The 20,963-nt window shown below is 66.2% G+C and carries 18 protein-coding genes and 1 tRNA gene; 2 read left to right on the top strand and 17 right to left on the bottom strand.

Features of this window, described 5'->3' with window-relative positions; translation table 11 throughout:
• Positions 1–107: 107 nt before the first annotated feature.
• The 12 genes from AC1AYD_RS03030 to AC1AYD_RS02975 all read right to left on the bottom strand — a co-directional run bounded on the left by AC1AYD_RS03030 (position 108) and on the right by AC1AYD_RS02975 (position 12,319).
• A complete protein-coding gene (locus tag AC1AYD_RS03030; protein WP_476502519.1) occupies positions 108–1,097 on the bottom strand; it encodes a LacI family DNA-binding transcriptional regulator in 990 nt (329 codons plus the stop codon).
• The gene (locus AC1AYD_RS03025; RefSeq protein ID WP_476544697.1) at positions 1,094–1,741 is read right to left on the bottom strand and encodes a DUF624 domain-containing protein; all 648 of its coding nucleotides are present in this window, start codon (positions 1,739–1,741) and stop codon (positions 1,094–1,096) included. Before AC1AYD_RS03025 ends, AC1AYD_RS03030 begins: the two co-directional genes overlap by 4 nt.
• Before the next feature lie 155 nt (positions 1,742–1,896).
• Entirely contained in the window at positions 1,897–2,802 is a 906-nt protein-coding gene (locus tag AC1AYD_RS03020; protein WP_476502520.1) for a carbohydrate ABC transporter permease, read from the bottom strand.
• Positions 2,803–2,808: 6 nt separating this feature from the next.
• Entirely contained in the window at positions 2,809–3,789 is a 981-nt protein-coding gene (locus AC1AYD_RS03015; RefSeq protein ID WP_476502521.1) for a carbohydrate ABC transporter permease, read from the bottom strand.
• Between the two features lie 196 nt (positions 3,790–3,985).
• Positions 3,986–5,290 (bottom strand): ABC transporter substrate-binding protein, encoded by a 1,305-nt coding sequence (locus AC1AYD_RS03010; RefSeq protein ID WP_476502522.1) that lies wholly within the window; start codon positions 5,288–5,290, stop codon positions 3,986–3,988.
• Between the two features lie 360 nt (positions 5,291–5,650).
• Complete coding sequence (locus AC1AYD_RS03005; protein WP_476502523.1) at positions 5,651–6,724, bottom strand: LacI family DNA-binding transcriptional regulator; 1,074 nt, start codon at positions 6,722–6,724, stop codon at positions 5,651–5,653.
• Positions 6,725–6,853: 129 nt separating this feature from the next.
• Positions 6,854–7,492 carry an RpiB/LacA/LacB family sugar-phosphate isomerase gene (locus tag AC1AYD_RS03000; RefSeq protein WP_476502524.1) on the bottom strand — a complete coding sequence of 213 codons (639 nt, stop codon included), beginning with the start codon at positions 7,490–7,492 and terminating at the stop codon, positions 6,854–6,856.
• Positions 7,493–7,507: 15 nt separating this feature from the next.
• Positions 7,508–8,314 carry a gluconate 5-dehydrogenase gene (locus AC1AYD_RS02995; protein ID WP_476502525.1) on the bottom strand — a complete coding sequence of 269 codons (807 nt, stop codon included), beginning with the start codon at positions 8,312–8,314 and terminating at the stop codon, positions 7,508–7,510.
• Positions 8,315–8,402: 88 nt separating this feature from the next.
• Positions 8,403–9,506, bottom strand: coding sequence for a beta-galactosidase BglB (bglB, locus tag AC1AYD_RS02990; RefSeq protein WP_476502526.1), 1,104 nt, complete (start codon positions 9,504–9,506; stop codon positions 8,403–8,405).
• Positions 9,507–9,663: 157 nt separating this feature from the next.
• On the bottom strand, positions 9,664–10,503 hold the full coding sequence (locus AC1AYD_RS02985; protein ID WP_476502527.1) for a sugar phosphate isomerase/epimerase family protein: 840 nt from the start codon (positions 10,501–10,503) through the stop codon (positions 9,664–9,666).
• Positions 10,504–10,523: 20 nt separating this feature from the next.
• Positions 10,524–11,207: a bifunctional 4-hydroxy-2-oxoglutarate aldolase/2-dehydro-3-deoxy-phosphogluconate aldolase gene (gene eda, locus AC1AYD_RS02980; protein ID WP_476502528.1), complete on the bottom strand. Its 684-nt coding sequence runs from the start codon at positions 11,205–11,207 to the stop codon at positions 10,524–10,526.
• 101 nt (positions 11,208–11,308) lie between these two features.
• Positions 11,309–12,319: a sugar kinase gene (locus AC1AYD_RS02975; protein ID WP_476502529.1), complete on the bottom strand. Its 1,011-nt coding sequence runs from the start codon at positions 12,317–12,319 to the stop codon at positions 11,309–11,311.
• Between the two features lie 520 nt (positions 12,320–12,839).
• Between AC1AYD_RS02975 and AC1AYD_RS02970 the strand changes: the two genes are divergently transcribed.
• A complete protein-coding gene (locus tag AC1AYD_RS02970; RefSeq protein WP_476502530.1) occupies positions 12,840–13,787 on the top strand; it encodes an ROK family glucokinase in 948 nt (315 codons plus the stop codon).
• Positions 13,788–13,943: 156 nt separating this feature from the next.
• On the opposite strand, the gene AC1AYD_RS02965 is transcribed toward AC1AYD_RS02970, so the two are convergent.
• The 5 genes from AC1AYD_RS02965 to AC1AYD_RS02945 form a co-directional block, all read right to left on the bottom strand.
• Positions 13,944–14,020: transfer RNA gene (locus AC1AYD_RS02965), tRNA-Asp, on the bottom strand.
• 170 nt (positions 14,021–14,190) lie between these two features.
• On the bottom strand, positions 14,191–15,165 hold the full coding sequence (locus AC1AYD_RS02960; RefSeq protein ID WP_476502531.1) for a hypothetical protein: 975 nt from the start codon (positions 15,163–15,165) through the stop codon (positions 14,191–14,193).
• 80 nt (positions 15,166–15,245) lie between these two features.
• On the bottom strand, positions 15,246–16,763 hold the full coding sequence (locus AC1AYD_RS02955; protein ID WP_476502532.1) for a DHA2 family efflux MFS transporter permease subunit: 1,518 nt from the start codon (positions 16,761–16,763) through the stop codon (positions 15,246–15,248).
• A 71-nt stretch (positions 16,764–16,834) separates the two neighbouring features.
• Positions 16,835–18,115: an MFS transporter gene (locus AC1AYD_RS02950; RefSeq protein ID WP_476502533.1), complete on the bottom strand. Its 1,281-nt coding sequence runs from the start codon at positions 18,113–18,115 to the stop codon at positions 16,835–16,837.
• Positions 18,112–18,960: an HAD family hydrolase gene (locus AC1AYD_RS02945; protein WP_476502534.1), complete on the bottom strand. Its 849-nt coding sequence runs from the start codon at positions 18,958–18,960 to the stop codon at positions 18,112–18,114. The genes AC1AYD_RS02950 and AC1AYD_RS02945 overlap by 4 nt, the downstream gene beginning before the upstream one ends.
• Positions 18,961–19,231: 271 nt before the next feature.
• On the opposite strand from AC1AYD_RS02945, the gene ettA reads away from it, so the two are divergent.
• Complete coding sequence (ettA, locus tag AC1AYD_RS02940) at positions 19,232–20,911, top strand: energy-dependent translational throttle protein EttA (protein ID WP_034526667.1); 1,680 nt, start codon at positions 19,232–19,234, stop codon at positions 20,909–20,911.
• Positions 20,912–20,963: the final 52 nt, after the last annotated feature.

The raw sequence follows: 20,963 nt of genomic DNA, 5'->3' as shown, positions 1-20,963 counted from the left end.
CTTGCTCCCCACTGAGGGGAAGCAAGAGCGCGTCCTCGTTTCCTTGCTCCCCCTTGAGGGGGAGCTGGCGCGCGAAGCGCGACTGAGGGGGTGGACGTCCGAGCCATTCACGCCGCTTTGCCTACGCTGTGGCGCATGACGAGACGGGCGGGGACGGTGACGGCGGTCCCCGGCACGTCGCCGCCGCAGATGCGGCTCAGCAGCGCGGCCGCCGCATCCGATCCGAGCGCCGCGGCCGGCATGTGGATCGTGGTGAGCGACGGGTTGGACAGCGCGGCGAGCTTGTCGTTGTCGAAGCCGATCACCGAGAACCGTTCCGGGCAGTCGTAGCCGCGCTTGCGCATGCCGGCGACGAAGCCGAGCGCCATCAGGTCGTTGTATGCGATGACCGCGCCGGTGGGGTTGAGCAGGTACTCGTCGACGAACACGTTGCCGCCGTCCACGGTGGGCGCGCACGGATGGGAGCGTTTGAGCGAGATGTTGCGCGCGTTGCATTCGTCGGAGATCGTGCGCCATTTGACGCCGCCCACCCACGAGGTCGACGGCCCGTCGATGTAGGTGAGCCGATGGTAGCCCATGAGCGCGAAGTACCGCACCGCCTGCTTGACCGCGTCGGCGATGTCGATGACCACGTTGGGCACGCCGCGCACGTTGCGGTTGACGACGACGGTCGGGCACAATTGCGCGCATTTGCGGATCATCACGTCGGGCATGCGCGGCGAGACGAGCAGCACGCCGCGCACGTACGGCAGCACCTCGTCGAAGATGATGCGTTCGCGGGCGACGACCTCGCGCGATTCGCTGACGACCATGCCGAATCCGCGCGACGAGCATTCGTCCTGCACGCTGCGGCAGATCGCGGCGAAGAACGGGTTGGCGAGGTCGGGCACGATCACCGCGACCAGTCCCTTGCCGTTGACGCGGCGACGGCCGGACGCGATCGGATCGGAATGGTAGCCGATCGCGTCGGCGGCGTCCTGGACCTTCCTCGCCGTCTCGGCGCTCACGCGGCCGGGCGCGGCGAACGTGCGCGAGACGGTGGACGGCGAGACGCCGGCGACCTTCGCGACGTCGTATATCGTGACCTTGTCGCTCATCGCGAGACCTCCTTGCCGCCGGCGGCGGACGCGACGTCACGTCCCGCCGTGACGTGATCGGCCATGTCGACGATCACGTAGCGTCGCATCCCCTCCCACGCGGCGTACACGCCGATCAGGCCGGCGAGCGAACACCCGAACAGCGGCGGGACGAGCACGGTGAACGGCATGCCGCGGTAGGTGACGGCCACGAGGCCGGCGAGCGCGGCGAGCGCGCCGGCCATCTGGCCGAACCGCATCTGGGTGAGCAAGACCGCGTTCCTCAGCACGGCGGAGACGGGCAGGTCGGTGAACGCGACGAGCGGGAAGACGATCATCATCACCATGACGTCGACGAGCGCGGCGAACACGACCGCGCCGCACGCCGTGGAACGTTTCCATTCGCGCGCGAACCCGCGCCAGTAGTCGTGGACCGGATAGCAGACGCGACGCTGGACCATGCGCCCGAGGACGTCGCTCATCGCGGTCATCGCGCAGGGGATGGTGACGATCGGCACGCAGGAGAGGATGAACATGATGTTGAGGCCGATCAGGCGGCCCCAATGCCACTTGATGACGGCGAAGAACAGGTGGATGCCCTGCGGGTTGGCCTCGCGCTCGGATTCATGGCTCCGACCGTTGTAGAACAGCGAGAACAGGCTCATGGTGGTCAACCGGCTTTCTGGTGGTGGATGGTGTGGATGGTGGTGGATACGCGAAGTGCCGGCCTCCGCCGCCATGGGGAAGGAAGGAGGTAGCAAGTCCATGGCGGCGGGTGCGCGGCGGCGATGCGGGCTGGAGCCGAAGGAGGAGGAAGCGCTCAGCCCTTGAGTCCCGAGGTGCTCACGCCTTCGACCAGATACTTCTGGAAGAAGAGGAAGATGAGCACCGAGGGAAGGATGGAGACGGACGCCATGGCGAACAGGGCGCCGTAGTCGGAGGAGGAGCCGGGGTCGGAGAAGAGCTTGAGCGCGAGGGCCACCGGGTACTTCTCGGTGTCGGACACGTACAGCAGGGCTCCGAGGAAGTCGTCCCAGCGCCACATGAAGGAGAAGATGCAGCCGGTGACGAGCGCCGGGGTGAGCAGCGGGAAGATCACGCGGGCGAAGATGCCGTAGAAGGAGCAGCCGTCGATCTTCGCGGCCTCGTCGAGGCTCTTCGGGATGCCGTCGATGAAGTTCATCATCAGGTAGATGAAGAATCCCTGGATGGCGAAGCAGTAGGGCACGATGAGCGGCAGGTAGGAATTCGTCCAATGGAGCTTCTGGTACCACAGGTACTGCGGGACCATGAGCACCTGGGCGGGCAGCATCATCGAGATCATCATCGCGACGAACAGCGTCTTGTTGCCCTTGAACTTGAGGCGGCTCAGCGCGTAGGCGACGATCGCGGAGGAGAACACGGTGCCGATCGTGGCGGTCACGGCGATGAACAGCGAGTTGCCGATGTAGCGGAAGAACGGGATGCCGGGCTCGAATCCGCGGAAGCCGTTGACGTAGTTGTCGAACGTCCACGTGGTCGGGAACAGCTGGCCGGCGGTGGTGAATACGGTCTTCGTGGGCTTGAAGGAGCTGAACACCATCCATGCGATCGGGTAGAGCATGAGCAGCGCGAACGCGAAGACGAGCACGTGGTAGACGATGCGGCCCGGCTTGACGCGCGGTGCCTTGTGGACGGGGACCGTGGCGGACTTGCGGCCCGGGGTGGTGGGAATCGCTGTGGTCATGATGGATCAGGCCTCCTCGTCGTAGACCCAGAAACGCTTGGTGGCGAACAGGAACAGGGTGAATGCGCCGACCAGGATCAGCATGACCCAGGCCATCGCGGCGCCGTATCCCGCGTGGTAGTTGGTGAAGGATTCGTCGTACATGTGGACCATGTAGAACAGGGTGGAGTTCATCGGCTTGCCCTGCGTGATGATGTAGCACTGGGTGAAGGCCAGGAAGCCGTTGATCATCTGCATGACCAGGTTGAAGAAGATGGTCGGGGTGAGCAGGGGCAGGGTGATCTTCCAGAACTGCGTCCACTTGGAGGCGCCGTCGACGCTGGCGGCCTCGTAGAGTTCGGCGGGGATCTGCTTGAGGGAGGCGAGGAAGATCAGCATCGAGGAGCCGAACTGCCAGACGGCCAGGATGATGAGCGTCCAGATGGCGGTCTTCGTGTTGCCGAGCCACGCGAAGTCGGACTTGACGCCGAACAGGCCGAGCACCTGGTTGATGGTGCCGTCGGAGGCGAACATCTGCTTCCACAGGACGGCGATGGCGACGGAGCCGCCGAGGATGGACGGCAGGTAGTAGGCGGCGCGGTAGAAGCCGGAGGCCTTGGAGTTCCTGAGCAGCAGCATGGCCACGAACAGGGCGAAGATCAGCTTGAGCGGCACGGAGATGAGGGCGAACAGGAAGGTCACGCCGAGGGACTTCCAGAACAGGTCGTCCTGGGTGAACATCTCGATGTAGTTGTCGAAGCCGATCCAGGAGGCCTCGCCGATGATGCTGTAGTCGGTGAACGAGTAGTAGAGCGACAGCACCATCGGGACGATCATGAACATCAGGAAGCCGAAGATGAACGGTGAGGCGCAGACGTATCCGGCGACGCTCTCCTTGTTGAGGAACCGGCGTAGCGCGCCTTCCTTGTGGAACGTCACCCCGGCGGTCTTCCTTGCCTTGTTCGCGTTGCGTGCCGAGACGGGCGCCGCTGCGGTTGCTTGGGACATTGCCATGCCTTTCGGGATATGAAGTGTGGGGACGACGAAAGCCGGACGTCGCTTGCGCGTCAAGCCATGCCCGGCTTTCGTCTGAAGGAGGAGGAGTAGTTGGAAGGAAAGGAGATTCCGTCACCGCCGGTCGTCGATTGTCGGTTGAGTGGAAGGACCGGCGGCGGCGTCATGGTCTGGTGTCGATGGGGCCTCCTTACTTCGCCAGGGCGTCGTTGGCCTCGTCGACCAGCGTCTTGGCGGCTTCGGCGGCGGTGTTCTTCTTGTACAGGACGTTCTCCTCGGCGGTCGGCAGCATCGTGGAGTTGAACTCGGTGGCTTCCTTCGGGGCCGGCGGGTTGATCTTCGAGCTGTTCGGGATGACCTTCTCGTTGAGGAACGCGACGGACTGCTTGTCGGTGTCGGCGAGGCTCGGCTCGAGGGCGTCCATCATCTTGGAGTTGATCGGCAGGCCGCGGTCGGTGGACATGGCCTTCACGGCCTTCTCGTTGTTCGTGTAGAAGTCGATGTACTTGGCGGCCAGCTCCGGGTTCTTGGCGGTCTTGGAGATCGCGAAGAACATGGCGGGCTTGACGTAGTCGGCCTTCTTCACGTTCTTGGCGGGCCAGGTGGTCATGGCCAGCTGGGTGCCGTCGGTGAGCACGGACTGCATCGAGGTGAAGTGGGAGGTGAACTTGAAGGAGCACCAGGAGCGGGCGGCGGGGTCGGAGCCGTAGACCAGCGGGTCCTGCTCGACGGAGCCGGCCTTGATCTGCGCGAAGATCTCCGGGGAGATGTGCCAGCCGTCCTCGATGCCGGTCTGGTAGACGTCGAGGTACTTCTCCACGTCCTTGGCGCTGGCGCCGAGCTTGCCGTCGGCGAACAGGGTCTTGCCCTCGCCGCGCAGCTGGTACTCGAGCAGCTCGGAGGCCTCGTAGTAGCGGTAGTTGGTCTTGACGCCGGTCTTCTCGTACACCTGCTTGGAGATGTCGATGAAGTCGTCGATGGTCATGTTGTCCGGGACCTCGATGCCGGCCTTGTCGAGCAGCGTCTTGTTGTAGATGAGCGCCGGGGCGGTGTTGCCGAGGCTCAGCGCGTAGGTCTTGCCGTCGATCTTGCCGGCCTCGAGCACGTTCTTGTCGATGTCGTCGGTCTTGATGGTCGTGCCGAGGTAGTCGTCGAGGTCGAGCAGCAGGCCGTTGTCGACGTACTGCTGGAGGTAGGAGTAGTCCATGGCGATCACGTCGGGCATCTGCTTGCCGGCCGCGTTGGTGGACAGCTTCTTCCAGTAGTCGTCCCATTCGGAGAACTGTCCGTTGACGGTGACGCCCTTGTTGGCCTGCTCGAACAGCTTGTTGACCTTGGCCTGACGCTCGTTGCGCTGCTGGTTGCCCCACCATGCGACCGTCAGGGTGTTGGCGTCCTTGCCATCGGAGGAGCTGGAGCCGCTGCCGCACGCAGCCATGGAGAGCATCGCCGCACCGGCCGCGACCGCCGCGATGATTGTCTTGCCGAACTTCATTACTGCAACCTTTCTTGATGTGCCGTAGGTTGATCGTCCTCGACCACCGGCCCGAGTATGTATGTGATTGGAAACCATCATCACCGATGTCTTCCGTGACATGAATCACTATAGCAAATATTTCCAAAGACACGCAACAGTTTCCACTTGTTTCCGCAAATAATTTCCAGAGCTCTTGCCGGGCATAGGAAAAGGTCCCGTTCCTCATCGGAACGGGACCTTCCGTGCGTTGCGGGCGTTCCCCCTCAGTCCGGACTACGACCGGCCAGTTCCCTTGCTTCCCCTGAAGGGGACGTGGGGGAAACAAGCCTTCCGCTCCCCTTCAGGAGAAGCCGTCGTGCGAAGCGCGACTGAGGGGGTTCACTCCGCCGCATAGACCTCCGTATCGTCCTCCTCATCGTCCTCCGCGGACTTGGGCGCGACGCCGGTGGACTCCCTCGTGACGAGAATCTCGGGCACGAGTTCCACCTGCGGTTCCCCGGCCGCGGCCGCATCCTCGGGGAACGCGGCGGATTCGATCTTGTTGATGAGCATCTGCATGGCGAGCGCGCCCATGCGTTCCTGGCGCACGTCGATCGTCGTGAGCTGCGGGCGCACGACGCGCGAGAGCACGGAATCGTCGACGCCGATCACGCTCACCTCGCCGGGGATGTCGACGCCACGCTCGGCAAGGCGTCCGATGAGCCCGGTGGCGACGAGATCGTTGAACGCGACGACGCCGGTGACGCCGGGTTCGAGCAGTAGGGCGTCGCCCGCGTTGACGCCGCCAGCGTAGGTCGGTTCGAACGGTCCGATGACGATGCAGTCCATCCCGTAGGACTTGGCGGCGTCGATGCAGGTCCGGCAGCGCACCTGGTTGGCGTAGGAGCTGCCCGTGCCGGAGATGTAGGCGATGTGTCTGTGCCCGAGGGAGGCGAGGTGGCGCACAGCCTGGAGGATGCCGGACGCGTCGTCGATGCCGACGGTGGAGAAGCCCTCGACCTGACGGTTGGTGAACACGGTGGTGGTCGGATCGCAGTAGCGTTTCAGTTCGGCGTCGCTCAGCCGCGGGGAGACGAGGATCTGGCCTTCGGAGGCGCCGATCACGCTCTGCAGCGTGTCGACGCGGTCGCCGGAGGCGTCCAGGTCGGCGACGAACAGGCGGTATTTCGCGTTCTGGGCGACGGAGAACAGCCCCTTGAAGATGTCGGTGAAGTAGAAGTTGCCGATGCCGGAGACGATGACGCCGAGGTTGCCGCGCGCGCCGCCGTCGGCGGGTTCGCGCGCGGGCGCGACGGACGCCGCCGACGTGCCGCGGTAGCCCATCTGGCGTGCGATCCGCATGATGCGCTCACGCGTCTCCGCCTTGACATTGCCGCCGTTCAGCGCGCGGGACACCGTCGATGCCGCGACGCCAGCGGCCTTCGCCACATCGGTGATGGTCGCTTCCGCCATGATGATTGACCTCCTGCATGGAAACACTTCGTCGTGGTTTCCATGCTACACGTTGTTTGCCAAAAGAATTGCATCGTTTTGCGCAACATGAGACGGCCGCATCGCCTAACCCGCCCCCCTCAGTCCGGCTCAGTCGAGGAGCGAGAGCACGTAGTCCTTCACGTCGCCGTCTTCGGCGTTGGCGGTGAAGTACTCCTTGAACCGCTCCCCTGCGAACGCGCCCTTGACAAGCTCCGGGTCGAGCGCCTGGTAGATGTCGACGAGCGGGCGGTAGGCGGCGGCGCGCACACCGTCGAGGATCCTCTTGTTGCGCTGCTCGGGCACGACGCGCTCCTTCGGGTAGCCGGCCCCCGGCTGTTCGACCCACAGCTTCTCGAAGATGTATTCGAGGTTGAGCTCCTGCCCCCAGCCGTTCTTGAGCGCGAACGGGATGGCGATGGCGTTGCCGTCGTTGATCTGGGAGAACGTGTACGCGTCGAGCGGGTCCTCGACGTGCCCGCAGATCACGCCGGGGAAGCTGTTGAGGGCGAGCATCGCGCCTTCGCCGGTGCCGCAGCCGGTGACGACGTAGTCGGCGGCCTTCGCGTTGAGGAGGGCGGCGGCGAGGATGCCGTTCTGCACGTAGGTGAGCTGGGCGGCGTCGTCGGCCGCGTACATGCCGTAGTTGAACACCTCGTGGCCGTGGGCGGCGGCGACCTTCGCGAGCGCCTTCTCGACGAGGCCGTTCTTGGCCGCCTGCGAGTTCTCATTGATCAGTGCGATCTTCATATGCGTGGACTCCTTTCACTGAGGTTGCTTGCCGATGTATGCCAGGATGCCGCCGTCGACGTAGAGGACGTGGCCGTTGACGAAGTCGGAGGCGTCGGAGGCGAGGAAGATGGCGGGGCCCTGGAGATCCTCGGGGGTGCCCCAGCGGGCGGCGGGCGTCTTGGCGACGATGAACGCGTCGAAGGGGTGGCGGGAGCCGTCGGCCTGGCGTTCGCGCAGCGGGGCGGTCTGCGGGGTGGCGATGTAGCCGGGGCCGATGGCGTTGCACTGGATGTTGGCTTCGCCGTATTCGGAGCAGATGTTGCGGGTGAGCATCTTCAGTCCGCCCTTGGCGGCGGCGTAGGCGGAGACGGTCTCGCGGCCGAGTTCGCTCATCATCGAGCAGATGTTGATGATCTTGCCGTGGCCCTTCCTGATCATGCCGGGGATGACGGCTTTGGAGACGATGAACGGGCCGTTGAGGTCGACGTCGATGACCTGGCGGAAGTCGGCGGCGGACATCTCGAGCATGGGGATGCGCTTGATGATGCCGGCGTTGTTGACGAGGATGTCGATGGTGCCGAGGTCCTTCTCGATGTTCTCGACGAGGCCGGCGACGGCCTGTTCGTCGGTGACGTCGGCGACGTAGCCGTGGGCGTCGATGCCGGCCTCCTTGTAGGAGGCGAGGCCGCGGTCGACGGCCTCCTGGTTGCGGTCGTTGAAGGCGATCTTCGCGCCGGCGGCGGCGAATGCGGTGGCGATGGCGAAGCCGATGCCGTAGCTGGCGCCGGTGACGAGCGCGACCTTGCCTTCGAGCGAGAACTTGCTCATGTCGTAACCCATGATGGTCCTTTCCGAGGTTCCCCTCTTCCCGATGGGTGGTGTGGTTGGTTGATGTGTGGTTGGTTGTATGGTCGGTGGTCGACGCCCGTCAGCAGTAGGAGACGAGCATCTCGGTGAACGCGAGGATGGTGAGCGACTGCCCGTAGGGCATCGGCGAGATGTCGATGCCGCGGTAGTAGTCGAGGTCCGTTCCCATGCCGGTGCCGACGGAGACGCCGGCGACCGATCCGTGTTCGTCGATCCGGTCGAGCAGGCCCGCGACGGCGCGGTACGCGACGTCGAGGTATCGCTCGTCGAGATGTCCCTGGTGCACGGCCTTGAGGATGCCGTAGGCGATGCCCGCGGTGCCGGAGGATTCGAGGTAGGAGGTCTCGTCGTCGATGAGCGTGTGCCACAGGCCGCCGTCGCTCTGGTGCGCGGCAAGGGCGTCGACCTGCGCCTTGAGCACGGAGACGAGCCAGCGGTAGAGCGCGTCGCCTTCCTTGAGCCCGAGGATGCCGATGATCTCGGGGATCGCGATGGTGGCCCAGCAGTTGCCGCGCGCCCAGTGGGCGCCGACGAAGTTGTGGCGCCCGTCGAAGGTCCAACCATGGAACCACAGTCCGCTGGCGTCGTCCATCAGGTACTTGATGTGGATCTGGAACTGGTATTTCGCCTCTTCGACGTAGCGGCCGACGCCGAGCAGCCGGCCGATCTTGGCGAGCGGGAGCACGGTCATGACGAGCGTGTCGGCCCACAGCTGATTGTGGTGGGGTTCTCCGAGCGTGATGTGCTGCATGCCGTCCAGGTCGGTGCGGGGCATGCTCTCGTACGCCCAACGCGCCCATTGCTCGAGGTAGGGGCGGAATCGGCTGTCGCCGGTGCGTTCGTACAGGTAGGCCATGGTGAGCAGCGGGCACATCGTGTTGACGTTCTTGTCCGGGCTGTCTTCGGCGAGACGGCCGTCGAACCATGCGGTGACGGCGTTGAACGCCTTGGCGCTTCCGGTCACCTCATAGTTGCGGTACAGCCCGTACAGTCCGATGCCCTGCGGCCAGTTCCATACGTTCCAGCTTTTGTCGTCGATGACGACGTCGCCGACCTTCCACAGCCCCTCGCCATCGTTGGACGCGATGGAGACGAGGTTGTCCGTCATGGCGTCGATCGATCGCAGCAGCCGTTCCCTGGTGACCGGCATCTGTGGTGGTTCCATGGATCCTCGTTTCTGGTGGATGGTTGCGCCGGGACCGATCTGCGGTGACCGTCCGGCGGGAAAGCGATGGAGATTGGAGGTTTTCGCTTTCATGGAATACTGTACAACATTTCCAGCAAACATGGAAATCAGTTTCCAGCGTGTTGCATAATTTCCATCACACGCCCTGATACCGTGCGATGGCGCGCGTGATCGCCTCGCCCTTGGTCTCCTCGGTGATGACCGGCAGATACGGCCGGTACCGCTCGACGACGGCGAGCGCGTCGGCGATGCGCATCACGCCCTCGCCGATGTTCACCATGTCGAGTTCCAGCCGTCCGGGCACCGGGTGGAAATCCTTGAGGTGCATGGCGACGATGTGGTCGCCGAAACGGGAGAACGCCTCCTCGATCACGTCGATCTGGCTGTCGTACGTCTCGCCGTCGATGAGCACGGACGGGTCGAGCACGATGCCCATCCACGGCGAGTCGATGTCGCGGATCAGCCGTTCGATCGTATCGAGGTCGTGGATCGGGTGGTTGCGGCCCGGTTCGATGCCGACGAGCGTCGAGTACTGCTCGCCCGCCGCGACGAGCCGGCGGATCACGCCGACCGTGTCGAGGTACACGTCCTCGGTGAAGTTGCGTTCGGTGTATACGCCGAGCGTCTCGAGCACGGATCCGGTTTCGCTGGCGACCATCGGCGCGCCGAAGTACTTCGCGTGGCGCAGGTACGCCTCGAACTTCTCGAGCAGCGCCTCGCGCGTGGCGGGATCCGGGTGAATCATGTTGATGTAGCAGCTGAGCACGGCGATCTGCACGCCCTGCCCGGCGAGCACGCGGCGGAAATACGTGCCCATGCCGGGATTGATCTCGCGCGCCCCGGACTTCAGGTCCGGGAAGAGCGCGTTGAGCGCGAACTGCACGTTGTGCGCGCCTGTGGCCGCGATGCCGCGCGCCAGGTCCTCGGGTGTGCCGTCGAACGGCACGTCATGGCCGCGGACTCCGAAATCGATCATCGTATCGTCTCCTCTCACCGCTAGGAGCGGGCGGCGGCGACGGCCTCGCGCGCGGCGCGGCACGCCTGCGCGACGGCCGCCCAGTCGCCGACCTTCTGCGCGGCGGATGGCACCGGGAAGCTGCCGCCGACGGCGAACACGTTCTTCAATGCCGCGTAGTCGGCCACGTTCGTGAGGTTCACGCCGCCAGTGGGCAGGAACTTCATCTCGGCGAACGGGCCGGCGAGCGCCTTGAGCGTCTTCACGCCGCCGTACGCCTCGGCCGGGAAGAACTTCGCGTAACGCAGGCCGCGGTCGTACGCCTTCTCGATGTCGGAGGGGACGGCGGTGCCGGGCAGGACGAGCACGTCGCTGTCGAGGCACCAGTCGACGACGCGCTCGTCGAAGGACGGGGTGACGATGCCGATGCAGCCGGCGGCGACGGCCTGGCGCGCCTGTTCGACGCTGTGCACGGTGCCGGCGATGAGCATGACCTCGGGCACGTAGTCGTGGATGCGGGCCATGCCGGCGAGGGCTGCTTCGGAACGGAACGTGACCTCGGCGATCGGCACGCCGCCGTCGGCGAGGGCGTGGGCGAGCGGGATGGCCTCGTCCGCGTCGTTCAGGGTGACGAGCGGGACGACGCCGAGGCGCTCCATCGTGCCGATGGTGGCCTGCTTGTCGGACAAGGTGGTGAGGGTGGGCTCGAGGATCGCGGTGCTCATGGTTGGCTCCTTTGCTGGAAGATGCGGGATGGTGATTGGTTTTCGGTGATTGCGGTTCGTATTGGTGGATGGTGGACGGCGGGCGGGCGCGTGCGCGCCCGTCACGCGAGGACGGTCTCGCGCAGCGGCGCGCGGTCGTGCAGCATCATGAATTCGTCGAGTTCGGCGATGGTCGGCAGGCCTTCGTTGTCGGAGACGACCTGCGTCTGCATCGCGCCGACCGCGCAGGCGCGTTCCATCGCGGTGGCGATGGTGTGGCCTTCGAGCAGGGCGGAGAGGAGTCCCGCGGCGAAGCCGTCGCCTGCGCCGACCGTGTCGACCACGTGGTCGACGACGAAGCCGGGCACGTAGACGCCGCCTCTGCCGTCGGTCGCGTAGGCGCCGCGCGGGCCGTCCTTGACGACGACGCAGCGCGCGCCGTTGTCGATGAACGCCTTGCCGATCGATTCGACGTCGTCGACGCCGAACAGTTCGTGGCCTTCGCCGATGCCGGGCAGGACGAGGTCGGATTGCGCGGCGATACGGCGCAGCGTGGACTTCATCAGGGTCTCGCTCATCCACAGCGCGGGGCGCAGGTTCGGGTCGAAGGAGAGGAACAGGTTGTGACGTCTCGCGTAGACGACGAGCGCTTCGGCGGCGTCCATCGTCGACGGGGAGAGCGGCGGCAGGATGCCGGTCAGATGGACGATGGACAGGCCGGTCGGATCGACGTCGTTGACGTCGTCGCCGTCGAGGGTGGAGGCGGCGGAACCCTTGCGGTAGTAGTAGGTCTTCGGGTCGCCCGCGTGTTCGCGCGTCTTCATCATGAAGCCGGTGTGGCGGTCGGGATCGACGCTCAGCAGGGAGGTGTCGAGCCGTTCGGTCTCCATGAGCAGGCGGATGCGGGTGCCGAGCGGGTCGTCGCCCACGCGGGTCAGATAACGCGGATCCTGGCCGAGCCGCTTGAGGCCGATGGCCACGTTGAGCTCGGCGCCGGCCACGGAGGCCTGGAACATGCCGACGCTGCTGCATGGGCCCTCCTGCCCTGCGGTGAACAGTCCCATCGCCTCGCCGGCGAGGAGAACACCGCCTGGCCGTATGCCCGGGACGCGGAAATCATCGCCGTTCTCCATCGCACACCTCGTTTCCTGTCTGATTGGTTATCGTTATGGCCGTGGTTATGGCCGTCATCGTTGGCGGGCTCCGACCGCTTCGTCCGGGGCCTTCGTCGTCGTTGTGGTTTCAGGGTATGGGAGCATGGCCGATCCGCGGAATAAGTTGCCATCCGTTTCACCCGGCACGCCGTCGGTTCCATCAGGTCGCGAGCGTGCGACCCGCCCCAGCCCAGCAATCGCAACGCCTCCCGAGGGATCAAGGACGATTGCGCCCCGATGCAACCCGCCCTGCAATCCCCACCGCAAATCCTGCAAACCGCTCCGCTCTCCGCTCTCTCCGATGGAGCGGCTCACGCATGCAATCGTTTGCGGATTTTTTCTTGTGCGGACATATTTTGTGTGAGCGCTCCCAGTCATCACAAGGCAACAGAACATGCCATCATGCGGACAGAATGTGCGTTTCACAGCCCCGCAACGTCACCAGCAAACGTTATGATTCCAGTGTCTACAACGTTCGTAACCAATCAAAGGAGAGCACATGACCACGCTGGCCATCGACATCGGAGGAACGAAGATCGCAGGCGCCGTTTGCGATGAAAACGATAGCATCATCCAGCGTTGGCGCGTGCCCACGCCGATGGACGCCGACGCCATCAACCAGCACATCGCCGAGATCTACCACGAGGCCGTCGCGGCCGGCCACGACGTCAAGGCCATCGGCATCTCCGCAGCCGGCAACGTAGGCGCAGACCGCAGGACCCTGACCTTCGCGGCGAACATCCCCGCATGGATCAACTACGATCTGTCCGCCCACGTCGGCCGGCTCATCGGCCACGCCGTACCGGTCATCGTCGAGAACGACGCGAACTGCGCCGGCTGGGGCGAATACGTGCACGGTGCCGGCCAGGGGCACCGCAACATGGTGGCGCTCACCGTCGGCACCGGCCTCGGCGGCGCGATCGTCATCAACGGCGAGCTGTACCGCGGCTCGTTCGGCATGGCCGCCGAGCTCGGCCACCTGCCGATGGTCCCGGACGGCGACCACTGCGGCTGCGGCCTGCGCGGCTGCGCCGAGCGCTACACCTCCGGTACCTCGCTCGAGAACTTCGCCAAGTCGGCCGTGCGCCGCCGTCCGCAGGACGGCAAGCGCCTGATGGAACTGTGCGGCGGCGACATCACGAAGCTGGAGGGCCCGATGGTCTCCCAGGCCGCGCAGGAGGGCGACGAGCTCGGTCTGTACGCGTTCGGCAAGATCGGCGAATGGCTGGGCCGCACGATGGCCGCCGTCGCCGCCGTGCTCGACCCGGACATCTTCGTGATCGGCGGCGGCGTGGTGGCCGTCGGCGACATCCTGCTTGAACCGGCCCGTTACAACTACGCGCGTTTCCTCGAAGGCAGCGCCTACCGCAGCCACGCGAAGATCGTCGCCGCCACCGCCGGCCAGGACGCCGGCCTCATCGGCGCCGCCAACCTCGCCCTGCGGTAAGCAGATTCCCATGGTGCGGTAACACATAATCTCCATATCGGCGGAAAATGGCCATTTTCCGCCACCGCACCATGGCGGATTTACCGCACCATGGGAGTTTGGACGCGCGAAAACGCACGAAACGCGAAAGCCCCGTCGCAATGACGGGGCTTTCTTTGGCGACCACGACCGGACTTGAACCGGCGACCTCCGCCGTGACAGGGCGGCGCTCTAACCAACTGAGCTACGCGGCCGTTTCGCACTTGCGCTGTGCAAGCACGAGTAGATATATTACCGATATCCGCGACCCATGCAACTCTCGGCGTGTCGCGCTTGCGATTCCTCAGCGGCACCCCGCGCCCATCACCGAAAAACCCAGTGATTCCAAGCGGTTTCAAACAGTCCAAAACATTCCGGAGCTCCCCTACCCCAGCACCATCTTCACCGCGACCGCAACACCCAACATCACCAGGAATCCGACGACCACCAGCGTGTACCACAGCATCAGGCGGCGTTCGCGCTTCGCCCGGACCATATCCAATCCCCATCCTTCGGAAGGGATCTGCGCTTCGGCGCGGGCGCGGCGCGCGACGTCCTCGTCGATGGCGGCGCGCGCGTCGGCGACGACCACATGGTCCGGCAGCGCCATCCGCGCGATCGGCGTCACCGCGCGCGACAGACTCCCCGCGAGCACGACCACCGACGTATACGCCGCACAGGCCGCGACGCCGCGCGAAAGCAACCCCACGACCGCCAACCCGGCCAATCCGTACGCGAACAACACCCATTGCATGCGTCGCAGCGTGCGGATGCACCGCTCGGTCGGATGGAACCGGAACGTCACGCACCACGCGCCGACGGCGATCAACGGCACGCACGCCAGCGCGATGGCGAGCGGGAAACCGTCCATGCCGGCGTCCGCGAACACGCCCGATACGCTCAACGCCACGTCGACGCCAAGGAACAGCATGGCCGCGACAAGCTGGATCACACCGATCGCGAGCACGCGCCGACGTTCCGACGACGGGCGCACCGGCGGCTGCGTCCACCACCAGTCGACCGTCCCCAACCGCGGGCCGCGACGCAGGTATGCGGCGGCCACCTGGTCGCCGTCCTCCGCGTCGCGGATCAGGGCGGCCGCGCGCCGCCACCCGATCACATACGTCAATGTGCCCACGCTGGCGACAAATGCCGCGATGGCGAGCCACGGATAGACGCGGCCGAGCGGGGTCACGCCGGCACGGTCCATGCCCGCCACGATTGCGCACGCCAGCAGCGCGAGGAACGCCGCCAGCCAGACCGCCGCCCTGACGCGGATGCGCCGCAACGCCGCTCGGTCGGCGGGCGTCACCGCACCGCCATCGTTCCGCGCGCCATCGCCGTCGAATCCATCATCCATGCCCTCATCATCGCATCGAATCCGTCGGACCTGACGTCACGCGACATGAACAGTCGATGAACGCGCGAAACGCGCGAAACTCACGCCTCGACCAACTCCGGCGGGCGGCGCGTGGAGAAACGGAACATGAGCGCGGCGAGCACGGCCCCGCACACGGCCATGTCGGCGAGCGGCCACATGCTCGATGCGAAGCCGAGCAGATACGATGCGGCGGTCGAGGCGCCGGAGCGCGCGGCGGCGGCCGAGAACTCGGTGATCAGCGCGCTCGCGACGGCGGTGCCGATCGCACCGGCGAGCTGCTGGACCGTGTTCATCACGGCGGAACCGTCCGCGTTGAGCCGCGCGGGCAGCTGGTTGAGCGCGTGCGTCTGGTCGGGCACGAGCACGAATCCGGAGCATGCCATGAACAGCGCGTAGGCGACGGCCACCGCGACCACGTTGCGGTAGGCGACGATGATCGCCGCGTCCATCACGGTGACGCCGAGGAACCCGCACAGGATGAATTTCGGCGGGAAATGGCCCTTCAGCGCGCCGCCGATCATCGGCGCGGCGATCGCGCCGACCACCGCGCCGGGCAGGAGGATCAGCGCGGCGACGAGCGAGCCGAATCCGAAGCCGCGCTGCAGCAGGATCGGCAGCATGAAGTTGAGGCCGAGCACGCCGCCCGAGGCCATGAGCAGGATGAGCATGCCGAGCGTGAACCCGGGGTAGCCGAACACGCGCACCTCGACGAGCGGACGGCCCATCCTCAGCTGCGCGGCGGCGAACACGGCGAGCACGGCGACGGCACCGGCGAGCGTCGCCCAGAACCGCCAGTCGCCGTTCCATGCGGCGAAGAAGCTGACCGCGACAATCAGGCCCGCGAGTCCGAGCGCGACCAGCAGCAGCGACGGCACGCTGATGCGCGCCTGCTCCGCGTCGCCCGGATGCCGGATCTCCGGCACGGTGGCGACGCCGAGCGCGAAGGAGACCACGAGGAACGGCAGCATCGCGTAGAAGATCCAATGCCAGTCGAGCCATTCCATCACGACGCCGCCGAACACCGGGCCGATGGCGGGCGCGGCGCAGGTGACGAGGCTCACGATGCCGAGCATCGCGCCACGCTGTTCGAGCGGCGCCTTCTCCAGGATGATGGTGGTGATGAGCGGCAGGGAGATGCCGGTGCCGAGCGCCATGACGAGACGCGCGGCGAGCAGCATCGGGAAGCTCGCGGCGAGCGCGCCGATCAGCGTGCCGAGCGTGAAGATCGCGACGGCGACGACGAACAGCGTCTTCGTGGCGAACCGGCGCACCATGAACGGCGAGCTCGGAATCGCGACGGACAACAGCAGCAGGTAACCGGTGGTGAGCCATTGCACGGTGGACGCGTCGATCGCGAACTCGGCCATCAGCGTCGAATAGGCGATGTTGAGCGACGTTTCGGACAGGATGCCGAGGAACGTGAGGATGGCGAGCGCGACGACGGTGACGACGAGCTTCGGCGCGACGGGCCGTTTGGCGGCGTCCGTAGCGCCGCCGCCGTCACGGCCGGTTCGCGCGGATTCCACCGACTCCCCCGCGCGTGCCGCCCGTGCGTTCTGGGTGTCGTGTCCGTTCATGCGACCGTGCCTCCGTTCCCGTCATGACCATGATTGTTGCATATCAAACAATGTCATCGTACGGGCGAATGTTACGCGAAACGCACCTTGCCGGCCAGCACCGCGACCACGCACTGCGCGGCGGCGAGCGCGGTGAACAGGACGAGCGGCGCGACCCATGCGCCGGATAGTTCGGCCAGCGTGCCGAAGGCGAGCGGGCCGACGGAGGCGACCAGATAGCCGAGCGACTGCGCCATGCCGGACAATGCGACCGTGTCGGCCGGGGTGCGGCCGCGCAGGGCGATCAGCGTGAGCGCGACGACCAGCGACGCGCCCTGCCCCATGCCGCCGATCACGCTCCACAGCATCGACGCCGCGGGCGCCAGCAGCCAGCCGCATCCGGCGACGACCATCGGCACGCTGGCGACGAGCGCCGCGCACACCTGGTTGCCGCGCACGTGCATCAGCGCGGGAATCAGGAGGCCGGAGAGGATGCCGAGCGATTGGAAGACGAACAGTTGGACGCCGGCCTGCGATTCGGAGAATCCGGCGGCCGCGGCGAGCGAGGGCAGCCAGTTCGACATCGTGTAGAACGCGGCCGACTGCAATCCCATGAACAGCGTCACCCACCACGTCATCGGGCGTCGCCACAGCGGACGTGCGTCCGTGGCGACGGCGACGGCGGCGTCCGTGACGGTACCGGCGGTACCGGCGGTGACGTCGGTGACGTTCGCGGCGGAACTGGCGGCGACGCCGTTTCCGTTTCCCCGCGACCCGCGCGCCACACGGATCGACCACAATGCGGCGACGACGAGCGGCGGCACGGCCCAGACGGCGAGCGCCGGCCGCCAGCCGCCGAGCGCGGCGGCGAGCGGCGCGGCGGTAAGGCCGGCGATGGCGGAGCCGGCGGTGATGCAGCCGGAGTACACGCCCGTGGCGACGGCGATATGACGGGCGTAGTCGCGTTTCGCGATGACCGGCACGAGCACGTTGCCGGCGGCGATGCCCGCGCCGACGGCGAACGTGCCCAGCCATACGCCTGCCGGACCGCCGAACGACCGGACGAGGTCGCCGGCGGCGAGGACGAGCAGCGCGGCGAGGACGGTGCCGTCCGCGCCGAGACGTCGTTCCGCGAACCGGACCAGCGGGCTGACGGCGGCGAACGCCCACAACGGCATCGCGCCGAGCACGCCGAGCACGCTCTCGCCCCAGCCGAGATCGTCGCCGATGCGCGTAAGCACCGGTCCGACGCCGGCGATCGCGGGACGCAGGTTCAGCGCGACCAGGAAGATGAGGGCCGCCAGCAGGGCGGGGGTCGCCTTCGCGGCGTCCGTCGGGCGGATTGCCGGTGGCGCGGGATTGGCGGTGCTCATCGGGCGGCGAGCACGGCGTCGATCACGGTGGCGACGCCGCGGTCGTTGTTGCTCGGGGCGATCCAGCCGGCGTGGGCGCGCATGTGCTCCTCGGCGTTCGCCACCACGTAGCCGTGGCCGGCGGCTTCGAGCATCTGGATGTCGTTGTAGGTGTCGCCGAGCGCGCAGGCGTCCTCGAGCCGCACGCCGAGGTGTTCGCACAGGCGGGCGAGGCCGGTGCCCTTGTCGACGCCGGGATTCATCATGTCGATCCACATCTTGCCGGCGTTCGTCACCGTGTAGCGGTCGGACCAGGCGTCGCGGTAGGTCTCGCGGTACACCTCCTCGGAGTCGTTGCCGGGGAAGAACACCGTGTACTTGTTGACGTCGGCGTCGAGCGTCGTGATGTCGTCCATGTACACGATCTTCTTGTAGAACGTGCGGAAGTAGTCGTCGTACTTCCTGTCGCACGAACGGATGAAGCACGCCTCGAGACCGCAGACGGTGGGGCATCCGCGGCCGTCGGCAAGCGTGAAGTCGATCAGCCGGCGGTACTCCTCGACGGGGATGAGGCTCTCGTAGACGAGCTCGCCGCGGCAGTAGATCGCGGCGCCGTTGTCGGACATCAACGCCATGTGGTCCGCGAGATCGGGGAACATCTCGGCCAGCGTGTAGTTCGGCCGGCCGCTCGCCGCGCAGAACGTGAGTCCGGCGGCGTCCAGCGCGAGGATGCGCTCGGCCATGCGCGGCGGCATCGTGCCGTCGTCGGCGAGCAGCGTGCAGTCCATGTCGCTGGCGACGACCCTGATGTCCTTCAGTCCGGCGTCTTCGGTGAAATCGGGCAGGTTCTGCGGATTCTGCGGCATGTGCGCCACTCCTTCGTCTCTCGTCTCTCACTCGTCACGGACGTTCCGCGAGCGGACGTCCGTGTTTCGACCCGCACCACTGTAGCGCAGGGCGGCCATGATAAACGCCGGCATTCCAGCCCTTCCGATAGCATGGTGGGCGGTGGTTCGGCCCGTATCCGACCAGCATGCGGACATCCTGCGTCCGCATCATACGCGGATATCATGCGGGCGGGCCAGACAGACTGGAAACGGCTGGAATTCGACCTTACTTAAGGAGAAGCTGCAACCAATGGCAGAATTCGTGTATCAGATGATCAAGGCGCGCAAGGCGTTCGGCGACCGCGTCATCCTCGACGACGTGACCCTGAGCTTCCTGCCGGGCGCGAAGATCGGCGTGGTGGGCCCGAACGGCATGGGCAAGTCCACGCTGCTCAAGATCATGGCCGGCCTTGAAACCGTGTCCAACGGCGAGGCCACGCTCACCCCGGGCTTCACGGTCGGCATCCTGCAGCAGGAGCCGCCGCTGGACGACACGAAGACCGTGGGCGAGAACATCAAGATGGCGTTCGGCGACATCGCGCAGAAGGTCGACCGCTTCAACAAGATCGGCGAGGAGATGGCGAACCCGGACGCCGACTTCGACGCCCTCATGGAGGAGATGGGCAAGCTCCAAACCGAGATCGACGCGGCGAACGGCTGGGATCTCGACTCGCAGCTCGACCAGGCGATGGACGCCCTGCAGTGCCCGGACCCGGACACGCCGGTGAACGTGTGCTCCGGCGGCGAGCGCCGCCGCGTGGCCCTGTGCAAGCTCCTGCTCGAAGCCCCCGACCTGCTGCTGCTCGACGAGCCCACCAACCACCTCGACGCCGAGTCGATCCTGTGGCTGGAGCAGTTCCTGCACCAGTACAAGGGCGCCGTCATCGCCGTCACCCACGACCGTTACTTCATGGACAACGTGGCCGAGTGGATCTGCGAGGTGGACCGCGGCCACCTGTACCCGTACAAGGGCAACTACTCCACGTACCTTGAGACCAAGGCGAAGCGTATGGAGATCCAGGGCGCGAAGGACGCGAAGCTCGCCAAGCGCCTGAAGAACGAGCTCGACTGGGTGCGCTCCTCGCCGAAGGCCCGTCAGGCCAAGAACAAGGCCCGTCTGGAGCGTTACGACCAGATGGAGCAGGAGGCGCGCAACAACAAGAAGCTCGACTTCTCCGAGATCCAGATCCCGGCCGGCCCGCGCCTGGGCTCCACGGTGCTCGAGGCGAAGCACATCCACAAGGCGTTCGGCGACCGCGTGCTCATCGACGACCTGTCCTTCACGCTGCCGCGCAACGGCATCGTCGGCGTGATCGGCCCGAACGGCGTCGGCAAGTCCACGCTGTTCAAGACGATCGTCGGCCTCGAGCCGCTGACCAGCGGCGAGCTCAAGATCGGCGACACGGTGAAGATCAGCTACGTCGACCAGAACCGCGCCGGCCTCGATCCGAACAAGAACCTGTGGGAGGCGGTCTCCGGCGGCCTCGACTTCATCGAGGTGGCGGGCGTCGAGGTGCCGACCCGCGCCTACGTGGCGAGCTTCGGCTTCAAGGGCTCCGACCAGCAGAAGCTGACCGGCGTGCTCTCCGGCGGCGAGCGCAACCGACTCAACCTGGCGCTGACCCTGAAGCAGGGCGGCAACCTGCTGCTGCTCGACGAGCCCACGAACGACCTCGACGTCGAGACGCTGGAATCGCTCGAGAACGCGCTGCTCGGCTTCCCGGGCTGCGCCGTCGTGATCTCCCACGACCGTTGGTTCCTCGACCGCGTCGCCACGCACATCCTCGCGTGGGAGGGCGATGACGAGAACCCGGCCAAGTGGTACTGGTTCGAAGGCAACTTCCAGGCCTACCAGGAGAACCGCGTCGCCCGCCTCGGCGAGGACGCGGCCCGCCCGCACCGCCTGCACCGCAAGCTGACCAGGGTCTGAGCATCAGTCCTCATTCGGCCCCCTCTGACGAGGGGGCTGTCGAACGCAGTGA

This window comes from Bifidobacterium sp. LH_426 (assembly GCF_056356875.1).
This window is presented reverse-complemented; position numbering and strand designations above follow the sequence as displayed.